At 73.2% G+C, this 16,031-nt stretch carries 13 protein-coding genes; 4 read left to right on the top strand and 9 right to left on the bottom strand.

Translation table 11 applies throughout. The features are described 5' to 3' along the window. Positions 1–280: 280 nt before the first annotated feature. Both ACIBPC_RS23465 and ACIBPC_RS23460 read left to right on the top strand, forming a co-directional pair. Complete coding sequence (locus ACIBPC_RS23465; RefSeq protein WP_398847267.1) at positions 281–4,876, top strand: DUF6531 domain-containing protein; 4,596 nt, start codon at positions 281–283, stop codon at positions 4,874–4,876. A 19-nt stretch (positions 4,877–4,895) separates the two neighbouring features. Beyond that, the gene (locus ACIBPC_RS23460) at positions 4,896–5,297 is read left to right on the top strand and encodes a hypothetical protein (RefSeq protein ID WP_398847265.1); all 402 of its coding nucleotides are present in this window, start codon (positions 4,896–4,898) and stop codon (positions 5,295–5,297) included. Between the two features lie 450 nt (positions 5,298–5,747). Here the strand turns inward: ACIBPC_RS23460 and ACIBPC_RS23455 are convergent, their stop codons facing one another. Next, positions 5,748–7,892, bottom strand: coding sequence for a PQQ-dependent sugar dehydrogenase (locus ACIBPC_RS23455; RefSeq protein WP_398847264.1), 2,145 nt, complete (start codon positions 7,890–7,892; stop codon positions 5,748–5,750). Between the two features lie 164 nt (positions 7,893–8,056). After that, positions 8,057–9,007, bottom strand: coding sequence for a sugar phosphate isomerase/epimerase family protein (locus ACIBPC_RS23450; RefSeq protein ID WP_398847262.1), 951 nt, complete (start codon positions 9,005–9,007; stop codon positions 8,057–8,059). A 391-nt stretch (positions 9,008–9,398) separates the two neighbouring features. Here ACIBPC_RS23450 and ACIBPC_RS23445 point away from each other — a divergent pair, with 391 nt between their 5' ends. Continuing rightward, positions 9,399–10,586 (top strand): ROK family protein, encoded by a 1,188-nt coding sequence (locus ACIBPC_RS23445; RefSeq protein ID WP_398847260.1) that lies wholly within the window; start codon positions 9,399–9,401, stop codon positions 10,584–10,586. A gap of 32 nt (positions 10,587–10,618) precedes the next feature. Here ACIBPC_RS23445 and bla read toward each other — a convergent pair whose 3' ends face one another. The 7 genes from bla to ACIBPC_RS23410 form a co-directional block, all read right to left on the bottom strand. Continuing rightward, on the bottom strand, positions 10,619–11,551 hold the full coding sequence (gene bla, locus ACIBPC_RS23440; protein ID WP_398847258.1) for a class A beta-lactamase: 933 nt from the start codon (positions 11,549–11,551) through the stop codon (positions 10,619–10,621). 117 nt (positions 11,552–11,668) lie between these two features. Further along, the gene (locus tag ACIBPC_RS23435) at positions 11,669–12,589 is read right to left on the bottom strand and encodes a serine hydrolase (RefSeq protein WP_398847256.1); all 921 of its coding nucleotides are present in this window, start codon (positions 12,587–12,589) and stop codon (positions 11,669–11,671) included. After that, positions 12,586–12,894, bottom strand: a complete 309-nt coding sequence (locus ACIBPC_RS23430; RefSeq protein ID WP_398847254.1) for a hypothetical protein — start codon at positions 12,892–12,894, stop codon at positions 12,586–12,588. Before ACIBPC_RS23430 ends, ACIBPC_RS23435 begins: the two co-directional genes overlap by 4 nt. A gap of 129 nt (positions 12,895–13,023) precedes the next feature. Next, positions 13,024–13,476, bottom strand: coding sequence for a LysR family transcriptional regulator (locus ACIBPC_RS23425; RefSeq protein ID WP_398847252.1), 453 nt, complete (start codon positions 13,474–13,476; stop codon positions 13,024–13,026). 9 nt (positions 13,477–13,485) lie between these two features. Beyond that, the gene (locus ACIBPC_RS23420) at positions 13,486–13,902 is read right to left on the bottom strand and encodes a MerR family transcriptional regulator (RefSeq protein ID WP_398847250.1); all 417 of its coding nucleotides are present in this window, start codon (positions 13,900–13,902) and stop codon (positions 13,486–13,488) included. Positions 13,903–14,003: 101 nt separating this feature from the next. Then, positions 14,004–14,660: a hypothetical protein gene (locus tag ACIBPC_RS23415; protein ID WP_398847248.1), complete on the bottom strand. Its 657-nt coding sequence runs from the start codon at positions 14,658–14,660 to the stop codon at positions 14,004–14,006. Then, on the bottom strand, positions 14,653–15,153 hold the full coding sequence (locus ACIBPC_RS23410) for an RNA polymerase sigma factor (RefSeq protein ID WP_398847246.1): 501 nt from the start codon (positions 15,151–15,153) through the stop codon (positions 14,653–14,655). Before ACIBPC_RS23410 ends, ACIBPC_RS23415 begins: the two co-directional genes overlap by 8 nt. A 93-nt stretch (positions 15,154–15,246) precedes the next feature. On the opposite strand from ACIBPC_RS23410, the gene ACIBPC_RS23405 reads away from it, so the two are divergent. Then, positions 15,247–16,005 carry a methyltransferase domain-containing protein gene (locus ACIBPC_RS23405; protein ID WP_398847244.1) on the top strand — a complete coding sequence of 253 codons (759 nt, stop codon included), beginning with the start codon at positions 15,247–15,249 and terminating at the stop codon, positions 16,003–16,005. The last annotated feature ends 26 nt before the right edge of the window (positions 16,006–16,031 follow it).

Genomic DNA, 16,031 nt, shown 5'->3' with positions numbered 1-16,031 from the left:
ACGCGAACTCGCTGTTTTAGAGGGAGCGCTGTCGGCCGGAGCATGGAGTCACCAGGCCGGCTCCGTCGGTACGAAGACGGCCTCGAAGCCGTCGGCGGCAATCCCACCCGCACAGCACCACCCTCCCCTGACTCTTCGGCACAGGAACCACCTCCGTCCTCTCGGCGTTCTTACTCGGGGAACAGGACGAGCCACTGACTGTCAGGGCGCGGCTCGCACGTCAACGGGTTCGGGGGAGCACGGCGGTATGGCACGTCCTTCTGATTGGTCACCGGTGGGCATGGACTCGGACCCGACGCCGGGGGACCCGGAAGAAGTTCGCGGGCTGGCCGACGAGTTGCAGACGTTCTCCGATGATGTGGCGGAGGCGCTGGGCAAAGTCCGGGGGCTGGCCTCTGATCGGGCGGTGCAGGACTGGGCGGGGTTGTCCGCCGAGGCGTTCCGGTCCGAGTTCGACGGCGTGCCGGGCAATTTGGAGAAGCTGCGGGACTCCTATGACCTGTGTGCGCAGGCGTTGCAGACGTACTGGCCCAAGTTGCAGACGGCGCAGGGACAGGCGGACCGTGCGCTGGACCGGGCCATCGCGGCGCAGGCTGATCTGACGTCCGCGCAGGGTTCGTTGAGCAGTGCACAGGACTGGGTCGGCAGGGCGGGGGACGAGGCGGAGCGGCTTCAGCGGGAGGGGGAACGGGACAACGCTCCCGCGCCGGACGAGGCGGAGGTGCGGGCCGCGACCCGTGACCGCCAGGCTGCGAACGAGGCGCGGGAGGCAGCCCAGGCCCGTGTGGACACGGCGCAGGAAAGTCTGGACGCGGCCCGGGAGTTGGCGCGCCAGGCGAAGGAGATGCGTGAGGAAGCCGCACGCCAGGCTGCCCGCGACATCGACGAGGCGTCCGACGCCGGTATCCAGAACCGCAAGTGGTGGCAGAAGGCCGTCCATTGGGTCACGGAGAACTGGGACACGATAGTCGAGGTCTGCAAGATCGTCGTCGCGGTCCTCGGCGTCGTCGTGATGATTATCGGCGGCCCTCTGGCCTGGGTCGTCCTCGCCGCCGCACTCGTCGTCCTCGCCGACACCCTGATCAAATACGCACGCGGCGAAGCTGGACTGCTCGACGTCGCCTTCGCCGCACTCGACTGCATCCCCGGCATGAAAGGCCTCACCACCCTCGGCGGCCTCGCCGCCGGAATCCGGGGCCTCGGCCGCGTCGGCCTGCGCGGCATGGCCCAAGGCGCACGCGGCGTGGCCCGCAGCGCCCGCCGGACCGTGAGCGACGCCGCCCACGGCGCCTACGACCGCATGCGCAATGTCGTCCGCAGCGGTGGCACCGACCCGGTGGACATGGCCACAGGGCGGATGTACCTGCCGCAGACCGACATCGTCCTGCCCGGCACCCTGCCCCTCGCGTTCACACGCCGCGCGGAGTCCGGCTACGGCACCGGGCGCTGGTTCGGCCCCACATGGTCGTCCACCGTGGACCAGCGCCTCGAAGTGGACGACGAGGGCGTGGTCTTCGTCGCCGAGGACGGCATGCTGCTCGTCTACCCCCATCCCGCCGCGACGGGGCAACCGGTCCTCCCGCAGCGCGGTCCGCGCTGGACCTTGATCCGCCGCGAGGACGGCGGCTACGCGGTGAGCGATCCCACCACCGGCCACGTCCGCTGGTTCTCGCCACCCGACGACGGCACCTTCGCACTCCTCCAGCGCGTGTCGGACCGGAACGGTCACCAGATCGACTTCACCTACGACGAGACCGGCGCCCCCGTCTCCATCCGCCACTCCGGCGGCTACCACCTGCGGCTGACCACGGACGACGGCCGCGTCACCGAACTAGCCCTCGCCGATCCATCCGGCGCGGGACCGGACACCGTCGTCAAGCGCTACGGCTACACGGACGGGAACCTCACCGAGGTCATCAACTCCTCGGACATCCCCGTGCGCTTCACGTACGACGAACGCCTCCGCATCACCTCCTGGACCGACACCAGGAACAGCCGCTACACCTACACCTACGACGACCAGGACCGCTGCGTCGCCGAAGGCGGCGACGCCGGCCACCTGGCGCTCACCCTCGCCTACGACGGCGATCACCCGGACTGGCCCGGTCACCGCGTCACGACCCTGAACACCGCGCAAGGCGCTGTCAGCCGCTTCATCGCCAACGACCTCTCCCAGGTAGTCGCGGAGATCGACCCCCTGGGCAACATCTTCCGCAGCGAGTACGACGCCGACCACCACCTCACAGCCAGGACGGACGCCCTCGGCCACACCACGCGCCTGGTCCTGAACGACCTCGGCCAGCCCGTGGAGGTCACCCACGCGGACGGCACCGCCACCCGCTACACCTATGGCGAGCACGCACGCCCGACCGCCATCGTCCACGGCGACGGCACGGCCTGGCACTGGGAGTTCGACCCCTTCGGCAACTGCACGTCGGTCACCGACGCCGTCGGCGACACGACCCGGTACACCTACGACGACCACGGCCGGCTCGCCGCCATCACCTTCCCCGGCGGCGCGACGACCCGCGTCCGCTGTGACGCCGCGGGCCTCCCCGTCGAGATGACCGACGCGGTCGGCGGCCGCGTCGTCAAGGGACGCGACGCCTTCGGCCGCGTCGTCTCCCTCACCGACACCTCGGGGCGCACCAGCCGCACCGAGTGGACGGTGGAGGGCCACGTCGCCCGGGCCACCTCTCCCGACGGGGCCACGCGCAGCTGGGACTACGACGGCGAGGGTTGCTGCGTCCGGTACACCGCCCCCGGCGGCGCCGTCACGGAGTACGAGTACACCCACTTCGACCTGCTCAGCGCCCGCGTCGAGCCGGACGGCACCAGGTACGCGTTCACGCACGACGAAGCGCTGCGCCTCGTGGGCGTGACCGATCCGCGGGGCCTCACCTGGGACTACACGTACGACGACGCCGGACGCCTCGTCGCCGAACGCGACTTCGACGGCAGGGAGATCACCTACCGGCGTGACCCCGTCGGCCGCATGGCCGCCAGGACGAACGCCGCCGGCCAGACCGTCTCCTACACCTACGACCCGCGCGGCCAGCTCGTCGCCAAGCGCCTGGACGACGGGCCCGCGAGCACGTACGCCTACAACGGCACCGGCCTGATGACCCGGGCCACGGGACCGCACGGTGACATCGTGTGGGAGCGCGACGCCCTCGGCCGGGTGCTGTCCGAGACGACCGGGCAGGGCGTCTCGTCCTACCGGTACGAGCACGGTCTCAAGGCGGCCCGCGTCACCCCCACCGGCGTCGGTACGACCTACGCCTACGACGCCGCCGGACGCAGGACAGCCCTGGAGACTGCGGGCCACACCGTTGCGTTCGCCTTCGACGCGGTCGGCCGCCAGGCCGGACGCACCACGGACGACTTCCTCACCATCGCCCAGGAGTGGGACGACCTCGGGCGGCTCACCGGGCAGACGGTCACGGCCGCCATGTCGCAGCCCCTCCACCGCACCTGGACCTACGGCCAGGACGGCCGCGTCACCGGCATGACCGACAGCGCGCGTGGCACCGTCGCCTACGGACACGACGCGAACGGCCGCGTCACCGAGGTCACCGCCCGCGACTGGAGCGAGAGCTACGCCTACGACGCGGCAGGCAACCAGACGGACGCCGCCTGGCCCGACCGCCACCCGGGCGGTGACGCGCGCGGCACCCGTGCCTACGACGGCAACCGCCTCCTGCACGCCGGAGCGGTCCGGTACAGCTACGACGCGGCCGGACGCGTCACCGAACGTCGCCGTACCCGGCTGTCCCGCAAGCCCGACGTGTGGCGCTACGACTGGGACGCCGAGGACCGCCTCACCTCGGTGACGACCCCGGACGGCACGGTCTGGCGGTACGGGTACGACCCGCTGGGACGGCGCGCCTCCAAGGAGCGGCTGTCCGACGACGGCACCTCGGTGGTGGAGCGGACCGCGTTCACCTGGGACGGAACCACGCTCGTCGAGCAGACCACCACTGGCCCCGGCTTCCCCGGCCCCGTCACCGTGACCTGGGACTACGACGGTCCGCATCCGGTCGCCCAGACGGAACGCCTGGGTGCCGCCGACGCACCGCAGGAGGTCGTGGACGAGCGCTTCTTCGCCATGGTCACCGACCTCGTCGGCGCCCCCACGGAACTGGTGGACGAAGACGGTGTCACCGCCTGGCGTGCCCGCCGCACCCTGTGGGGCACCACCGCATGGCAACGGGGCAACACCGCCTACACCCCGCTCCGCTTCCCCGGCCAGTACTGCGACCCCGAGACGGGACTCCACTACAACCTCAACCGGCACTACGACCCGGACACCGCCCGCTACACCAGCCCCGACCCGCTGGGCCTGCGCCCCGCCCCCAACCCGGTCGCCTACGTGGCCGACCCCCGCGTCCAGAGCGACCCCCTCGGCCTCGCCCCCTGCCGCCCCGGCAGCGGCATGGACTACATGGACGGCGCGGACAACTACATCCCCTCCGGCTCCCCCGTGACCCACGGCGAGACCGCCACCGTCATCGGTAACGACGGCGCGACCATGCGCAACTATCAGAACGCCGCCAACGCAGGCCGCCACGACGTGATCGCCCACGGCAGCCGTGACGGTTTCCTTGATCTGCCGGAAGGCCATGTGAACGGCGGCCAGATCGTGGACGCCCTGCGCAACAACCCGAACTATGATGGAAGTGACGTCCGTCTCTTGGTGTGCCACTCGGGCGCCGACTCCTCGGGAATCGCCCAACAGGTCGCCAATGAGTTGGGTGTCACAGTCCAGGCTCCCACGAACGCCGTGGGTACCGATCGGCTGCTTGGCCCAGGGCAGACACCGACAATCGCAGAAGACGGCTACTGGCGGACTTTCCTGCCCATCGTGCCCGGCTGACACGAAAAAAGGTGTTGAAGTGCGATACATCGGCTATTTTCGCGAATTGAATCCCTATTACCCAAGGGTCTACCGCGATTCTATTCACGAGGCGATTGCGCGGGGTGCGGCGTACCCGGTCGAGCAGGTAGTACGGTACCTGGAGTCCGGCCATCCGTTCCTTGACATGATGGGTGTCGAGCGGGATGTCGTGGGTGGTGCGTTCGCGCTGCCCGGTGGTTCGTCGCCGTTGACCGACGGTGAATGGACGTGGCGCGAAGACCTCAGTCATTACGTCCGGCTGTATGCACCGGCTCTTCCGGATGAGTTCACGGCTCACGTCGCCGACCGAGGAGGAGTGGTGCAGCCAATGGCCCGCGAGGAGCTGATCGCGGCGGCCGAAGTCGTCTACGCGGACCTCGGCTACCGGCGAGCCCGCTGAACTGACAGGAGTTTTCGCGGCCTCGGCAAAGAACGTGGGCATGCAGTACATCGGTCTGTATCGCGAGCTGAATTCGCGGCAGTGCATGACATTTATCGAGAGTCGATCCACGACGTGATCGCCCGGGGTAGGGCGTAAGTCTCTGCGTACGGCACTACGCGCCCGCACTGCCCGACGCGTTCACAGCGCGGGTGGCCGAACATCGGGGTGTCGTTCCGGCCAGAACTATTGAGGAGCTGCTCCAGGATACCGAGATCGTCCGCGACGACATCGGATTCCGCAAGTCGGAGCCGTTCCGGTACCGCCGCCGAGGGCAATAGGCGTACGGTACATCGGTTGTTTCGTGGACTTCGGGTACTGGCAAGCAGATCGGATCGGCGGAGAAACAAGGGACGTGCGCGTGCCGCCCGCTGGGGGGTAGCGGGCGGCACGCGGGGGGTGGGGTGGTGGTCAGTCGACCGGTGTCAGGATCACCTCTGCGCTGCCGGTCAGCGGCGGCAGGCCGTCCGTGCCCGGGTCGGTGTAGGTGGCGTTGAAGACGCCGGACAGGTTGTCCTCGCCCTCGTGGCCCTCGGGGTGGCCGGTCTGGATGGTGCCGGAGCAGCCGGAGGCCGACGACTGCGGGTGGCCGTGCGTGTCGTGGCCCAGGATGTACGTCACCGTGACGCGCGAGCAGTCCACCTCCTGGTCGTCGGTGACCGCGACCTCGAACTGCACCGCGTCGCCGAAGGAGAACTCCTGCCCGTCCACCGGGGAGACGAACGAGACCTGCGGCGCCTGGTTGCCCACCACGATCTCCACCTCGGCCGACGCCGACCGGCCGCGGTGCCGGCCGCCCACGTCCGTCACGCGGAGGCTGGCGCGGTAGACGCCGTTCTCCTCGTACGTGTGCGCCGGGTTGGCGCTGCGCGAGTCGACGCGGCCGTCGGAGTCGAAGTCCCAGGCGTAGCGCAGCCGGTCGCCCTCGGCGTCCTCGGTGCCCTCGCTGGAGAACGCCACGGTCAGCGGCGCCTGCCCCGCCGTCACGTCGGCCGAGGCCGCCGGGACGGGGGAGTGGTTGCCGCCCTCGCCGATGTGGTCGATGCGGGCGAGCATCGCCTCCTCGTTCTGGGCGAAGTAGCCCTTGCCGTACTCCAAGACGTACAGCGCGCCGTCCGGGCCGAACTCCATGTCGATGATCCCGGCGAAGTCCATCGACGGGAGCACGTCCCGGATGCCGCTCAGCTCGCCCGTGCGGCGGTCCAGCGGGAACGCCTTGATGTAGTCGCGCGTCCACTCGTAGAACAGCGGCACGCCGTCGAGGGAGCGCGGCCACGCGACCGGGGTCGGGTCGAGGAGGGTCAGCGGGCTCCAGTCGTATGCGGGTCCCGCCATCGGGGCGACGCCGCCGGTGCCAAGCTCCGGGAAGTCGGGGGTGGCGACGCCCGGGTACCAGACGTCGGGCTGCTCGACGGGCGGCAGTTCGGTCAGGCCTGTGTTGTGCGGCGACTCGTTGACGGGCGCCGCGCAGTCGAACGGCCCGCTCGACGCGCCGGTGGCGAAGTCGTAGTCGATGTAGGGCAGTTCCGGTGTGACGCAGTACGGCCAGCCGTGGTTGCCCGCGGCGCGCGCGACGAACCACTTGCCGTGCCCGTTCGGCCCGCGGTCCGGGTTGGGGCTGCCCGCGTCGGGCGAGTAGTCGGCGACGTACAGGTCGCCGTTCTCCCGGTTGACCTCGATGCGGAACGGGTTGCGCAGGCCCATCAGGTAGATCTCGGGCCGCGCGCCCGGCGTCCCCGGCCGGAACAGGTTGCCGCGCGGGACGGTGTACGAGCCGTCGCGCCCGACGCGTATGCGCAGCACCTTGCCGCGCAGGTCGTTGGTGTTGGCCGCGGTCCGCTGGGCGTCGAACGCCGGGTTGCGGCCGTCCCGTTCGTCGATCGGCGCGTACCCGCCGGAGGAGAACGGGTTGGAGTCGTCGCCGGTGGCCAGGTAGAGGTTGCCGGCGCCGTCGAAGGCGATGTCGCCGCCGACGTGGCAGCACAGGCCGCGGTCCGCCGCGACCTCGATGATCTCCTGCTCGGATCCGAGGTCGATCCGGTCGCCGCGCAGCTGGAAGCGCGACAGCCGGGTGACGCCCTCGAACGGCGCGAAGTCCTCGGCCGAGCCGGTCTCCGGCGCGTCGCCCTCGTTGACGCCGGGGGTGGCCGGGTCGTCCAGCGGGGTGTCGAGCGGCGGCGCGTAGTAGAGGTAGACCCAGCGGTTGGTGACGCCGTTGAAGCCCGGGTCCACCGCGACCGACTGGAGGCCCTCCTCGTCGTGCTGGTAGACGTCCAGCTCGGCGGCGAGGGTGTTGAGGCCGGTGTCCGGGTCGTTGAGCCAGACCTGGCCGTTGCGCGTGGTGTGCAGGACGCGGGAGTCCGGCAGCACGGCGAGGTCGATGGGCTCGCCCGGCGTGTCGTTGAGGACGACCTTCTGGAACGCGCTGTCCGTCGTCGCGGGGGCGGCGGGCGCGGGCTCTGCGGGCGGTTGCTCGTGGGCGGCCGAGGTGACGGGGGAGACCAGCAGCGCCGCTGCCACGAGTGCGACGGTGGCTGCGGTGGGGATGGTGCGCATGACGACCTTTCAAGACGTGCCTGCGGTGCGCCCGGACGGCGGCGGGGTGCCGCCGTCCGGGATGGTGCCGAGGTCGTGCGCCCGCCGGGCCGGTGGGGCGTACCGGCGGGGTCTGTCGGTCCGTTGGTGTCAGCGGGTGGTGAAGCGGGCGGTGAAGTGCGCGGTCAGCAGCGCACGTTGCGCAGGTACGAGTAGCCGACGCGGGCGGTCTGGAGCGGCGTGACGTCGGGGGTGTCGTTCTCCACGATGTACTCCTCCACCGCATGCGCGCGGAAGATGCGCGGGAAGTCGATCATGCCCGTGCCGAGGTCGGCCATGTCGCCGGTCACCGGGTCGCGGTCCTTCACGTGGTACTGGCGGACCCGCTGCGGCGCGCTGCGGATGACGTCGATGGCGAACCGCTCGGGGTCGCGCACGCCGTCGCCGCTGTTGATGCCGCCGGTCACCACCCAGTAGATGTCGATCTCCAGGTGGACGAGCCGCCGGTCCAGCTCGCCGGTGAGGACGTCCCACGGCGTGACGCCGCCCCCGAGGTCGCGGGTGAACTCGTGCGCGTGGTTGTGGTACCCGTAGCGGATGCCCGCCCGGCGCGCCGCCTCCGCCTCGTGGTTCATCTGCTCGGCGTACCGCTTCCAGTCGTCCAGCTTCTCCGAGTCGAGCCACGGGACCACCATGTACGACTGGCCGAGCACCCGCGCGTTGCGGATCTTGGTGGCGAGGGCCGCGTCGTCGGGGCTGATCCCGTCGTGGCTCGACGTCGCCTTGAGGCCGAGCCGCCGGTAGAAGTCGCGCAGCTCCGTGGCGGTGCGGCCGAAGTAGCCGAGCGCCTGCTCGACGCGCGGGTACCCCGTGCGGGCCACGGCGCGCAGCGTCGCGTCGAAACCGGCCTCGCCGTTCAGGTCGTCGCGCATGCTGTACAGCTGGAGGCTGATCAGCTCGCGCGGGACGAGGGACCTGCCGCGTCCGCGCGAGTGGGCCTGCGCCGTCCCGCCGAGGGCGGCGGCCGCTCCCACGCCGACCGCGCCGCCGACCGCGCCGCGCAGCAGCGCGCGCCGTCCGGCGCCTTCCGTGCGGGCGGCGGCGTGTGCCTGGTGATCAGAGAATCCGTAACACATGGCGGCTCCTGAAGGCATGACCTCGCGCGGCACCGGCCGCGACGGGGTGGTTCGGGTGGCTCGGGGTACGTCGTGGACCGTCTGTGGGGGAGGAGGCGGCCGCGTGCGGTGGGGTGGCACGCGCCGGGATCGGTCAGTGGAGTCGTGGGGCGGGGGACGGGGGCACTGACGGACGGCGTGGCGGGTGGGCGTCGTCCGCGCCCACGGGGTGTGTGGCCCTGGCGGCGCCGGCGCCGGCCGCGCTGCCATGCGACAACGTAGGAACACTTCTACCGGGCGTCAATAGAAAGTTCTGCTTTCCCCGGCGCAACTCCCGCCCCACACAGGCAAAGACGTCCCTGGGGTAGCGTAAGCAACGCCCTGCTTCAGCGAATCGCGGTGGAGGGACCTCATGACAAGGACCGGGCCGCTCCCCGCGGGCCCCGCCGCGGGCACGGCGGCCGTGCTCCGCGCCGTACGGGACGGCCGCCCGCGCACGCGTGCCGAACTCGCCGCCGAGACCGGGCTGGCCAGGTCCACCGTCGCCGAACGGGTCGAGGCGCTCCTGGAGTCGGGCCTGGTCAGACGCGCCGACAACGGCCGCTCCACCGGCGGCAGGCCCCCGTCGATGTACGCCTTCAACCCGGCGGCCCGCACGGTGCTCGCCGTCGACGTGGGCGCGCGCCACCTGCGCATCGCCGTCACCGACCTGGTGGGCGAGGTCCTGACCGAGGGCTACCGCGCCCAGGACGTCACCGACGGCCCGCGCGCCGTCCTCGAACGGGTCTGCGAGCTGGCCGCGTCGCTGCTCGCCGCGTCCGGCAGGGGCACCGCGGACCTGCTCGGCATCGGCATCGGCCTGCCCGGGCCCGTCGAGCACGCCTCGGGGCGGCCCACCAACCCGCCGATCATGCCCGGCTGGGACGGCTTCGACGTCCCGGGGTTCGTCCGCGACCGGCTCGGCGCCGTCACGCTGGTCGACAACGACGTCAACGCCATGGCGCTCGGCGAGCACCGCACCCACTGGCCGCACCGCCCCGACCTGATCTTCGTCAAGGCCGCCACCGGCATCGGCAGCGGGCTGATCTCCGGCGGCGCGCTGCACCGCGGCTCCCAGGGCGTCGCGGGCGACATGGGCCATGTGCGGCTGCAAAACGGCGCGGACGCGGCCTGCCGCTGCGGCAACGTCGGCTGCCTGGAGGCGGTCGCGGGCGGCGCGGCGATCGCCGCCCGGCTCACGGCCGACGGCATCACCGCCGACACGAGCGCCGACGTCGCGGCCCTCGCCCGCGCCGGGTCGCTGCCCGCCGTGGCCCTCGTGCGGGGGGCGGGCCGGGCCATCGGCGAGGTGCTTGCCACCGCCGTCAGCTTCTTCAACCCGTCGGTGATCGTCATCGGCGGCGGCCTGTCGCAGGCGGGCGAGCACCTGATCGCCGGGGTGCGGGAGGTCGTCTACCAGCGGTCGCTGCCGCTGGCCACCCGCGAGCTGGACATCGTGCAGTCGCTCGCGGGCGACCGCGCCGCCGTGCGCGGCGCGGCGTTCATGGTGATCGAACGGGCCCTCGCCCCCGACCACCTGCCCGAACTGCTCGCCTGCTGACCGCGCCGCCGGTCCGGTACGGTCCTGCGCGGTCAGCGGCCCAGCCCCGCCACGGCCGCCGCCGCGGCCCCGGCGACCAGCTCGTCCCGCCGTTCGGCACCCTCCTCGCCGCGGCTGGACATGACGGCGATCACGACGGGGCCGCCCCCGTCGTCCGGCCACACCACCGCGATGTCGTTGCGCCCGCCGTACCCGGCCGTGCCGCTCTTGTCCGCCACGTCCCAGCCCTCGGGAACGCCCGCCGCGACCAGCGTCTCGCCCGTCGTGTTGGTCGTCATCCAGCGGGTGAGCAGCGTCCGTTCGTCCCGCTCCAGGGCGTCGCCGAGGAGGAACGCGCGCAGGCTCCCGGCCATCGCGCGCGGCGTGCTGGTGTCCCTGACGTCGCCCGGCGCGCCCTCGCTGAGGCCGGGCTCCCAGCGGTCCATCTCCGTCACGTCGTCGCCGAGACCGGCGAGCACCGCCTGGAGGGCGTCGGGGCCGCCGAGCGCTTCGAGGATGAGGTTCGCGGCCGTGTTGTCGCTGTACCAGAGCGTCGCCGCGCACAGTTCGCGCAGGCTCATGCCGCTGTCCACGAAGTCCTCCGTCACGGGCGAGTTGTCGATCAGGTCGTCCCGCGTATAGGCGACCAGCTCGTCGAGACCCGCCGTCCCGCGTTCCCGCAGCAGGGCGCCCACCGCGAGCGCCTTGAAGGTGGAGGCGTACGCGAACCGGTCGTCCGCCCGGTGGGCGACCTCACGGCCCGTGCCGGTGTCGAGGGCGTAGACACCGAGCCGCGCGTCGAACTCCCGCTCCAGGTCGCGGAACGCGCGTTCCCCCGCCTCGGCCGACACCGCCCCGGCGGCGACCGAAGGTGATGCCGCGGGCTCGGGCCCGCCCGGCTCACGGCCGCACGCGGACACCGCCAGCAGCGCCACCGCGGCCCACACCACCCCACTCCTGGCCCCGACGTGCGACGATCCGGCCATCAACGGCACCTCCCGACCCCGGGCACCTCCCGGGCACGCACCCACCCTCGCCGCCCGCCGCCCCCCGGGTCCAAGACCGCCGCGCCCCGCCCCATGCCGATTCGGCATCGGACAGCGTCACGCGGTCGCCGCCGCGCGCAGCCTGTCCCGCAACCGCCTGGCCACCTGCCCCATCAGCGCGTCCACGCCCGGCTGCCCGGCCGCCGCCACCCGCGACTCCGTGAGCGCGGCCACCGCGTAGCTCCGCCCGTCCGCGTGCTCGACCACGCCCACCTCGTGCCGCAGGTTGAGCAGCGTCCCCGTCTTCGAGGACCAGACGGCGGAGTCCGACGCGAAGTCGGGCGCCAGCCGGTGCCGCAGCACGTTGTCCCGCATCAACTCCCGCAGGCGCGCGGCGACATCGGGGTGCACCGGCGAGGGGCGCGTCCACACCGCGCACAGCAGGTCCGTGAACGCGCGGGCCGTCCCCGTGTTGGCGCGCGACAGGTCGAGCTGCGGCACGCGGTGCCCGCCGCCCGGCGTGCCCGCGTCGATCGCGAGGGCGTGCGCGAGGTGCGCCCGCGCCGTGTCGAAGCGCTCCACCGGCGTGTCGGCCAGTTCGGCCATCGTGTGCCGCACGGTGATGCCGCCGAGCCCGGCGCGCCGCAGCTCGGCCGCGACCCCGGCGGGCGGCGTCAGCCCGAACAGCGCGTCGGCCGCCGCGCCGTCGCTGACGCTCGTGCTCAGGTACAGCAGGTCGTCCACGGCGATGCGGGCCGGGTGCCGGAACCGGCTCACGCCCGTCGGGCCAGGCGTGGTGATCCGCCCGGGCGGCACCTCGACCGGCGCCGCGCCGTCCAGTTCGCCCCGCCTGATCCGCTCCAGCGTCGCGAGGGCCAGCGGCACCTTCACCAGCGACGCCACGGGGAACTCCACGTCCGGGTCGATGCCCAGCTCGTCGCCCGTCGCCAGATCCCGCACGAGGAACGACCCGCGCAGCCCGCCGTCCTCCAGCGTCCGCCGCAGCCCGGCCAGGAAGCCCCCGCCGCCCGCGCTCATCCGGCTGCCCCCGCGCCCAGGCAGCGGGCGATCCCCCGGGCGCATGCCGCGCGGAACCGCTCCGTCTCCCCGTCCGCGCCCTCGGCCGGCACCAGGGCGAAACCGCGCGCCAGATCCGGCAGTTCGCCCAGCGGACGCCACACCAGGCCCAGGTCCACCGCCTCCGCCGCCGAGCACAGCAGCGCGTCGCCCCGGCCGAGCACGTCCGCGACAGCGGCGGCCGCCGTACGCGCGACCCCTACCTGCGCCGGACGCAGCCCCACGGCGTCGCCGAGCCGGGCGAGGCGGTCACGGACATGCGGCACGTCGTCCTCCGGCTGCACCCGTACGTGCCGGGGCCGCCGGTCGCCGTCCGCACGCGCGGGGCGCAGCGTGTCCAGCCAGAACGGCCCCTCGCCGGGGTCGTCCGCCTGCGCCAGGCCGAGCGGAACCGTTCAGGCGGCGTCCGCCGACGGGACGGCCAGCAGCGCGGCGTGGACCTCGCCCGACGCGACGAGGCGCGCGCGTTCGGCGGGTGAGGCGGGACGCGGGTCGAGGGTCACGCCGTGGCCGTGCGCCTCGGCGATCAGCCGCGCCAGGGCCCCGGTGGAGCTGCCGGCGGGGACGGCGAGCCGCAGCGGCCGCCGCCCGGCCGCCCGTGCCTCGCGTTCGAGACGGTCGGCCAGCTCGACGAGCCGCCGCGCCGACGGCAGCACGCCCCGGCCGAACGGGGTGAGCGTCGCCGCGCGCGGCGACCGGTCGAGCAGCCGCCCGCCGAGATGCCGCTCCAGCGCGGCGACGCGGCGGCTCGCGACGGACTGCGCCATCCGCGCCGCCGCCGCGCCGACCGTGAAGCTCCCGCGCTCGCTCACGCTGACGAACGCCCGGCAGGCCGCGACCAGATCCACGACGCGCCATTATGCCGAAGCGGCATGGCTTCGGCGGACGGCGCTGTCCGCGACCGCGCTGCGGAAGTGCGCGCAGGACGTCACGTCGTCGTGCTCGCAGCCCAGCGCGCACTCGACCAGCGCGAGCGACGCCCGCGCCGCGGCGATACGGGCGCGCAGCGCCTCGGCCTCCGCGTGCAGCACGTCACGGCGCTGCCCCGCACCGCCCGCCGCGAGCAGCGCGCGGATGGCGTCGAGGGACAGCCCCCCTTCCTTGGCCCGCAGGATGACGGCCACACGCGTCACGTCCGCCGGACCGAAACGGCGGCGCCCGGCCCCGTCACGCGCCGGGTCGAGCAGCCCGCACGCCTCCCAGTGCCGCAGGACGTGCGTCGCGATGCCGAAACGGGCCGCGACGTCGCCGATGGCCATCACGGTTGTCTCCATACCGCCATTAAGTCGCAACCGGGCCGCCTGTGGCCAGCCGGAGGGCGAAGCGGGACGTACGGCCCGACGTTGGCGCCCGGCGGGAGCACGGACGGCGGCCGTCACCCGCCGCCCGGCTCGTCGTAGCCGTACGCGTCCCGCCAGAAGTCGGGGCACTCCAGCCCTTCCGCGGCGGGCAGGGCCTCCCTGTACTGCGCCGTCATGTCCGGCACGGCGGCGCCCCGCACCAGATCGGCTGGGATGTCCCGCTGCCCGTAGACCAGGACGAACACCCGCTCGCCCACCCGCGGGACCGTGTCCGGGTCCGGCTCGGGGATGTCCAGCTCCACCGGGCCCGCCTCCCCGGCCGGGACGAGCGGTTCCTCGACGGCCAGGCCGAGGACGATCCTGCCCGGCTCGTCCGACGGCCGCAGGCCCGTCACCTCGCCCTCCGCGACGAAGTCGGCGCAGGCGACCGACTCCACGAGCGTCAGCCCCTGCCCGCCACCGTCCTCGGCGCCCCCGGCTCCCCCCGGCCCGGAGCCGGACACGATCCCCAGGACCACCGCCCCCACCACCGTCAACCCCGCCACCGCCGCGACCCCCGCCGCCGCCACGCGGGCCGCCGACGCCAGGAACGCCCCCCTCCGGCGCTCCTTCCGCGTACGGCGGCCCGCGAGGGCGTCCGCCGGGGGAACGCGCCCCGCCTCCGCGCCGATGATCGCCAGCGCCGCCCTGAGCCGCGCCGCCTCCTCCGGCGTGAACCCGTCCTCATCCACGGCGGTCCGCCCCCTCCTCGGTCAGCCGGTCGCGGAGCACCGCCGCGGCCGCGTGGAGCCGGCTCTTGACCGTGCCCGCCGGAATCTCCAGCAGGGAGGCGATCTCCGCCACGCTCAGATCCATGTAGTAGCGCAAGGTGATCACCTGGCGCTGCGGCCGGGACAGGCTCTCCAGGCAGCTCGCCACGGACAGCGCGAGCGGCAGGTCCTCCTGCGCGTGCTCCGTCCCCCGGTGCCGCTCCCAGCGGGCGGCGAGCCGCGCCCGCAGGTCCGCCTCCCGCGTCCTGGCGCGGTGCCAGTCCACCGCGACGCGCGAGGCGACCACGGCCGTCCAGGCGTCACGGTCACGGATGCTCCCGGTCCCCCTCGCCTCCTCCGTCAGCAGCTTGAGGCGCACCTGCTGCAGGCCGTCGTCGAGGTCGCCCCAGGGCACTCCGCCCAGGGCGAGGACGGCCCGTATCCGCTCCGTCTGCTCCCGCACCGGCCCGCGCATCCTCGTCCTCTCCTCGGTCCTCCTATGACGGAGCAGCGCCCCGGAACGTTCACCGTTGACTTCACGCCGACATGAAGTCGCAGCCTGTCGCCCATGACCAGCCGAACCGAACGACCGGACGCACTCGTCACCCGTCTCGACGCGGTCGAACGACAGCCCGGCATGCGCGGACTGCGCGAGCGCACCTACGAGTTGCTGCGCCTCGCGCCCGGCGCGCGCGTCGTGGACGTGGGGTGCGGCGCGGGGCGCGCCGTCGCCGAACTGGACGGGCGCGGCGCACGGGCGGTCGGCGTGGACCAGGACGTCCGCATGATCGAGCTGGCCAGGGGACGCTGGCCCGACGCGGACCTCCGCGTCGGGGGCGCGTACGACCTGCCGCTGGCCGGCGCGTCCGTGTACGGCTACCGGGCCGACAAGCTCTTTCACGAACTGCGCGAGCCGCAACGGGCCCTCACCGAGGCCCGGCGGGTCCTCGCGCCCGGCGGACGTGCCGTCCTCGCGGGCCAGGACTGGGACACCGTCGTCATCGACTCCGACGACCCGGCGCTCACCCGCACCCTCGTGCACGCCCGCGCCGACGTCGTCACCGCGCCCCGCGCCGCCCGCCGTTACCGCGGCCTGCTGCTGGACGCCGGGTTCGAGGACGTGACGGCCGAGGTGCGCACGGAGGTGTTCACCGGCCCCTCGGCACTGCCGGTGCTCGCCGCGCTCGCGGCGGCGGCGCAGGCCTCCGGGGCGGTCACGCGCGAGCAGGCGGACGGCTGGCTGGCGGAGCAGCGCGTACGGGCGGACACCGACCGGCTCTTCCTGGCGGTCCCCATGTTCCTCGCGTCGGGCACGGCGCCGGACTGACCCCGGCCGGACGCGCACGGCGCGCG

Source organism: Streptomyces sp. NPDC049879 (genome assembly GCF_044461265.1).
Classification (GTDB): domain Bacteria; phylum Actinomycetota; class Actinomycetes; order Streptomycetales; family Streptomycetaceae; genus Streptomyces.
Note: the sequence above shows the minus strand (reverse complement) of the source record. Positions and strands in the feature narration are given on the sequence as shown.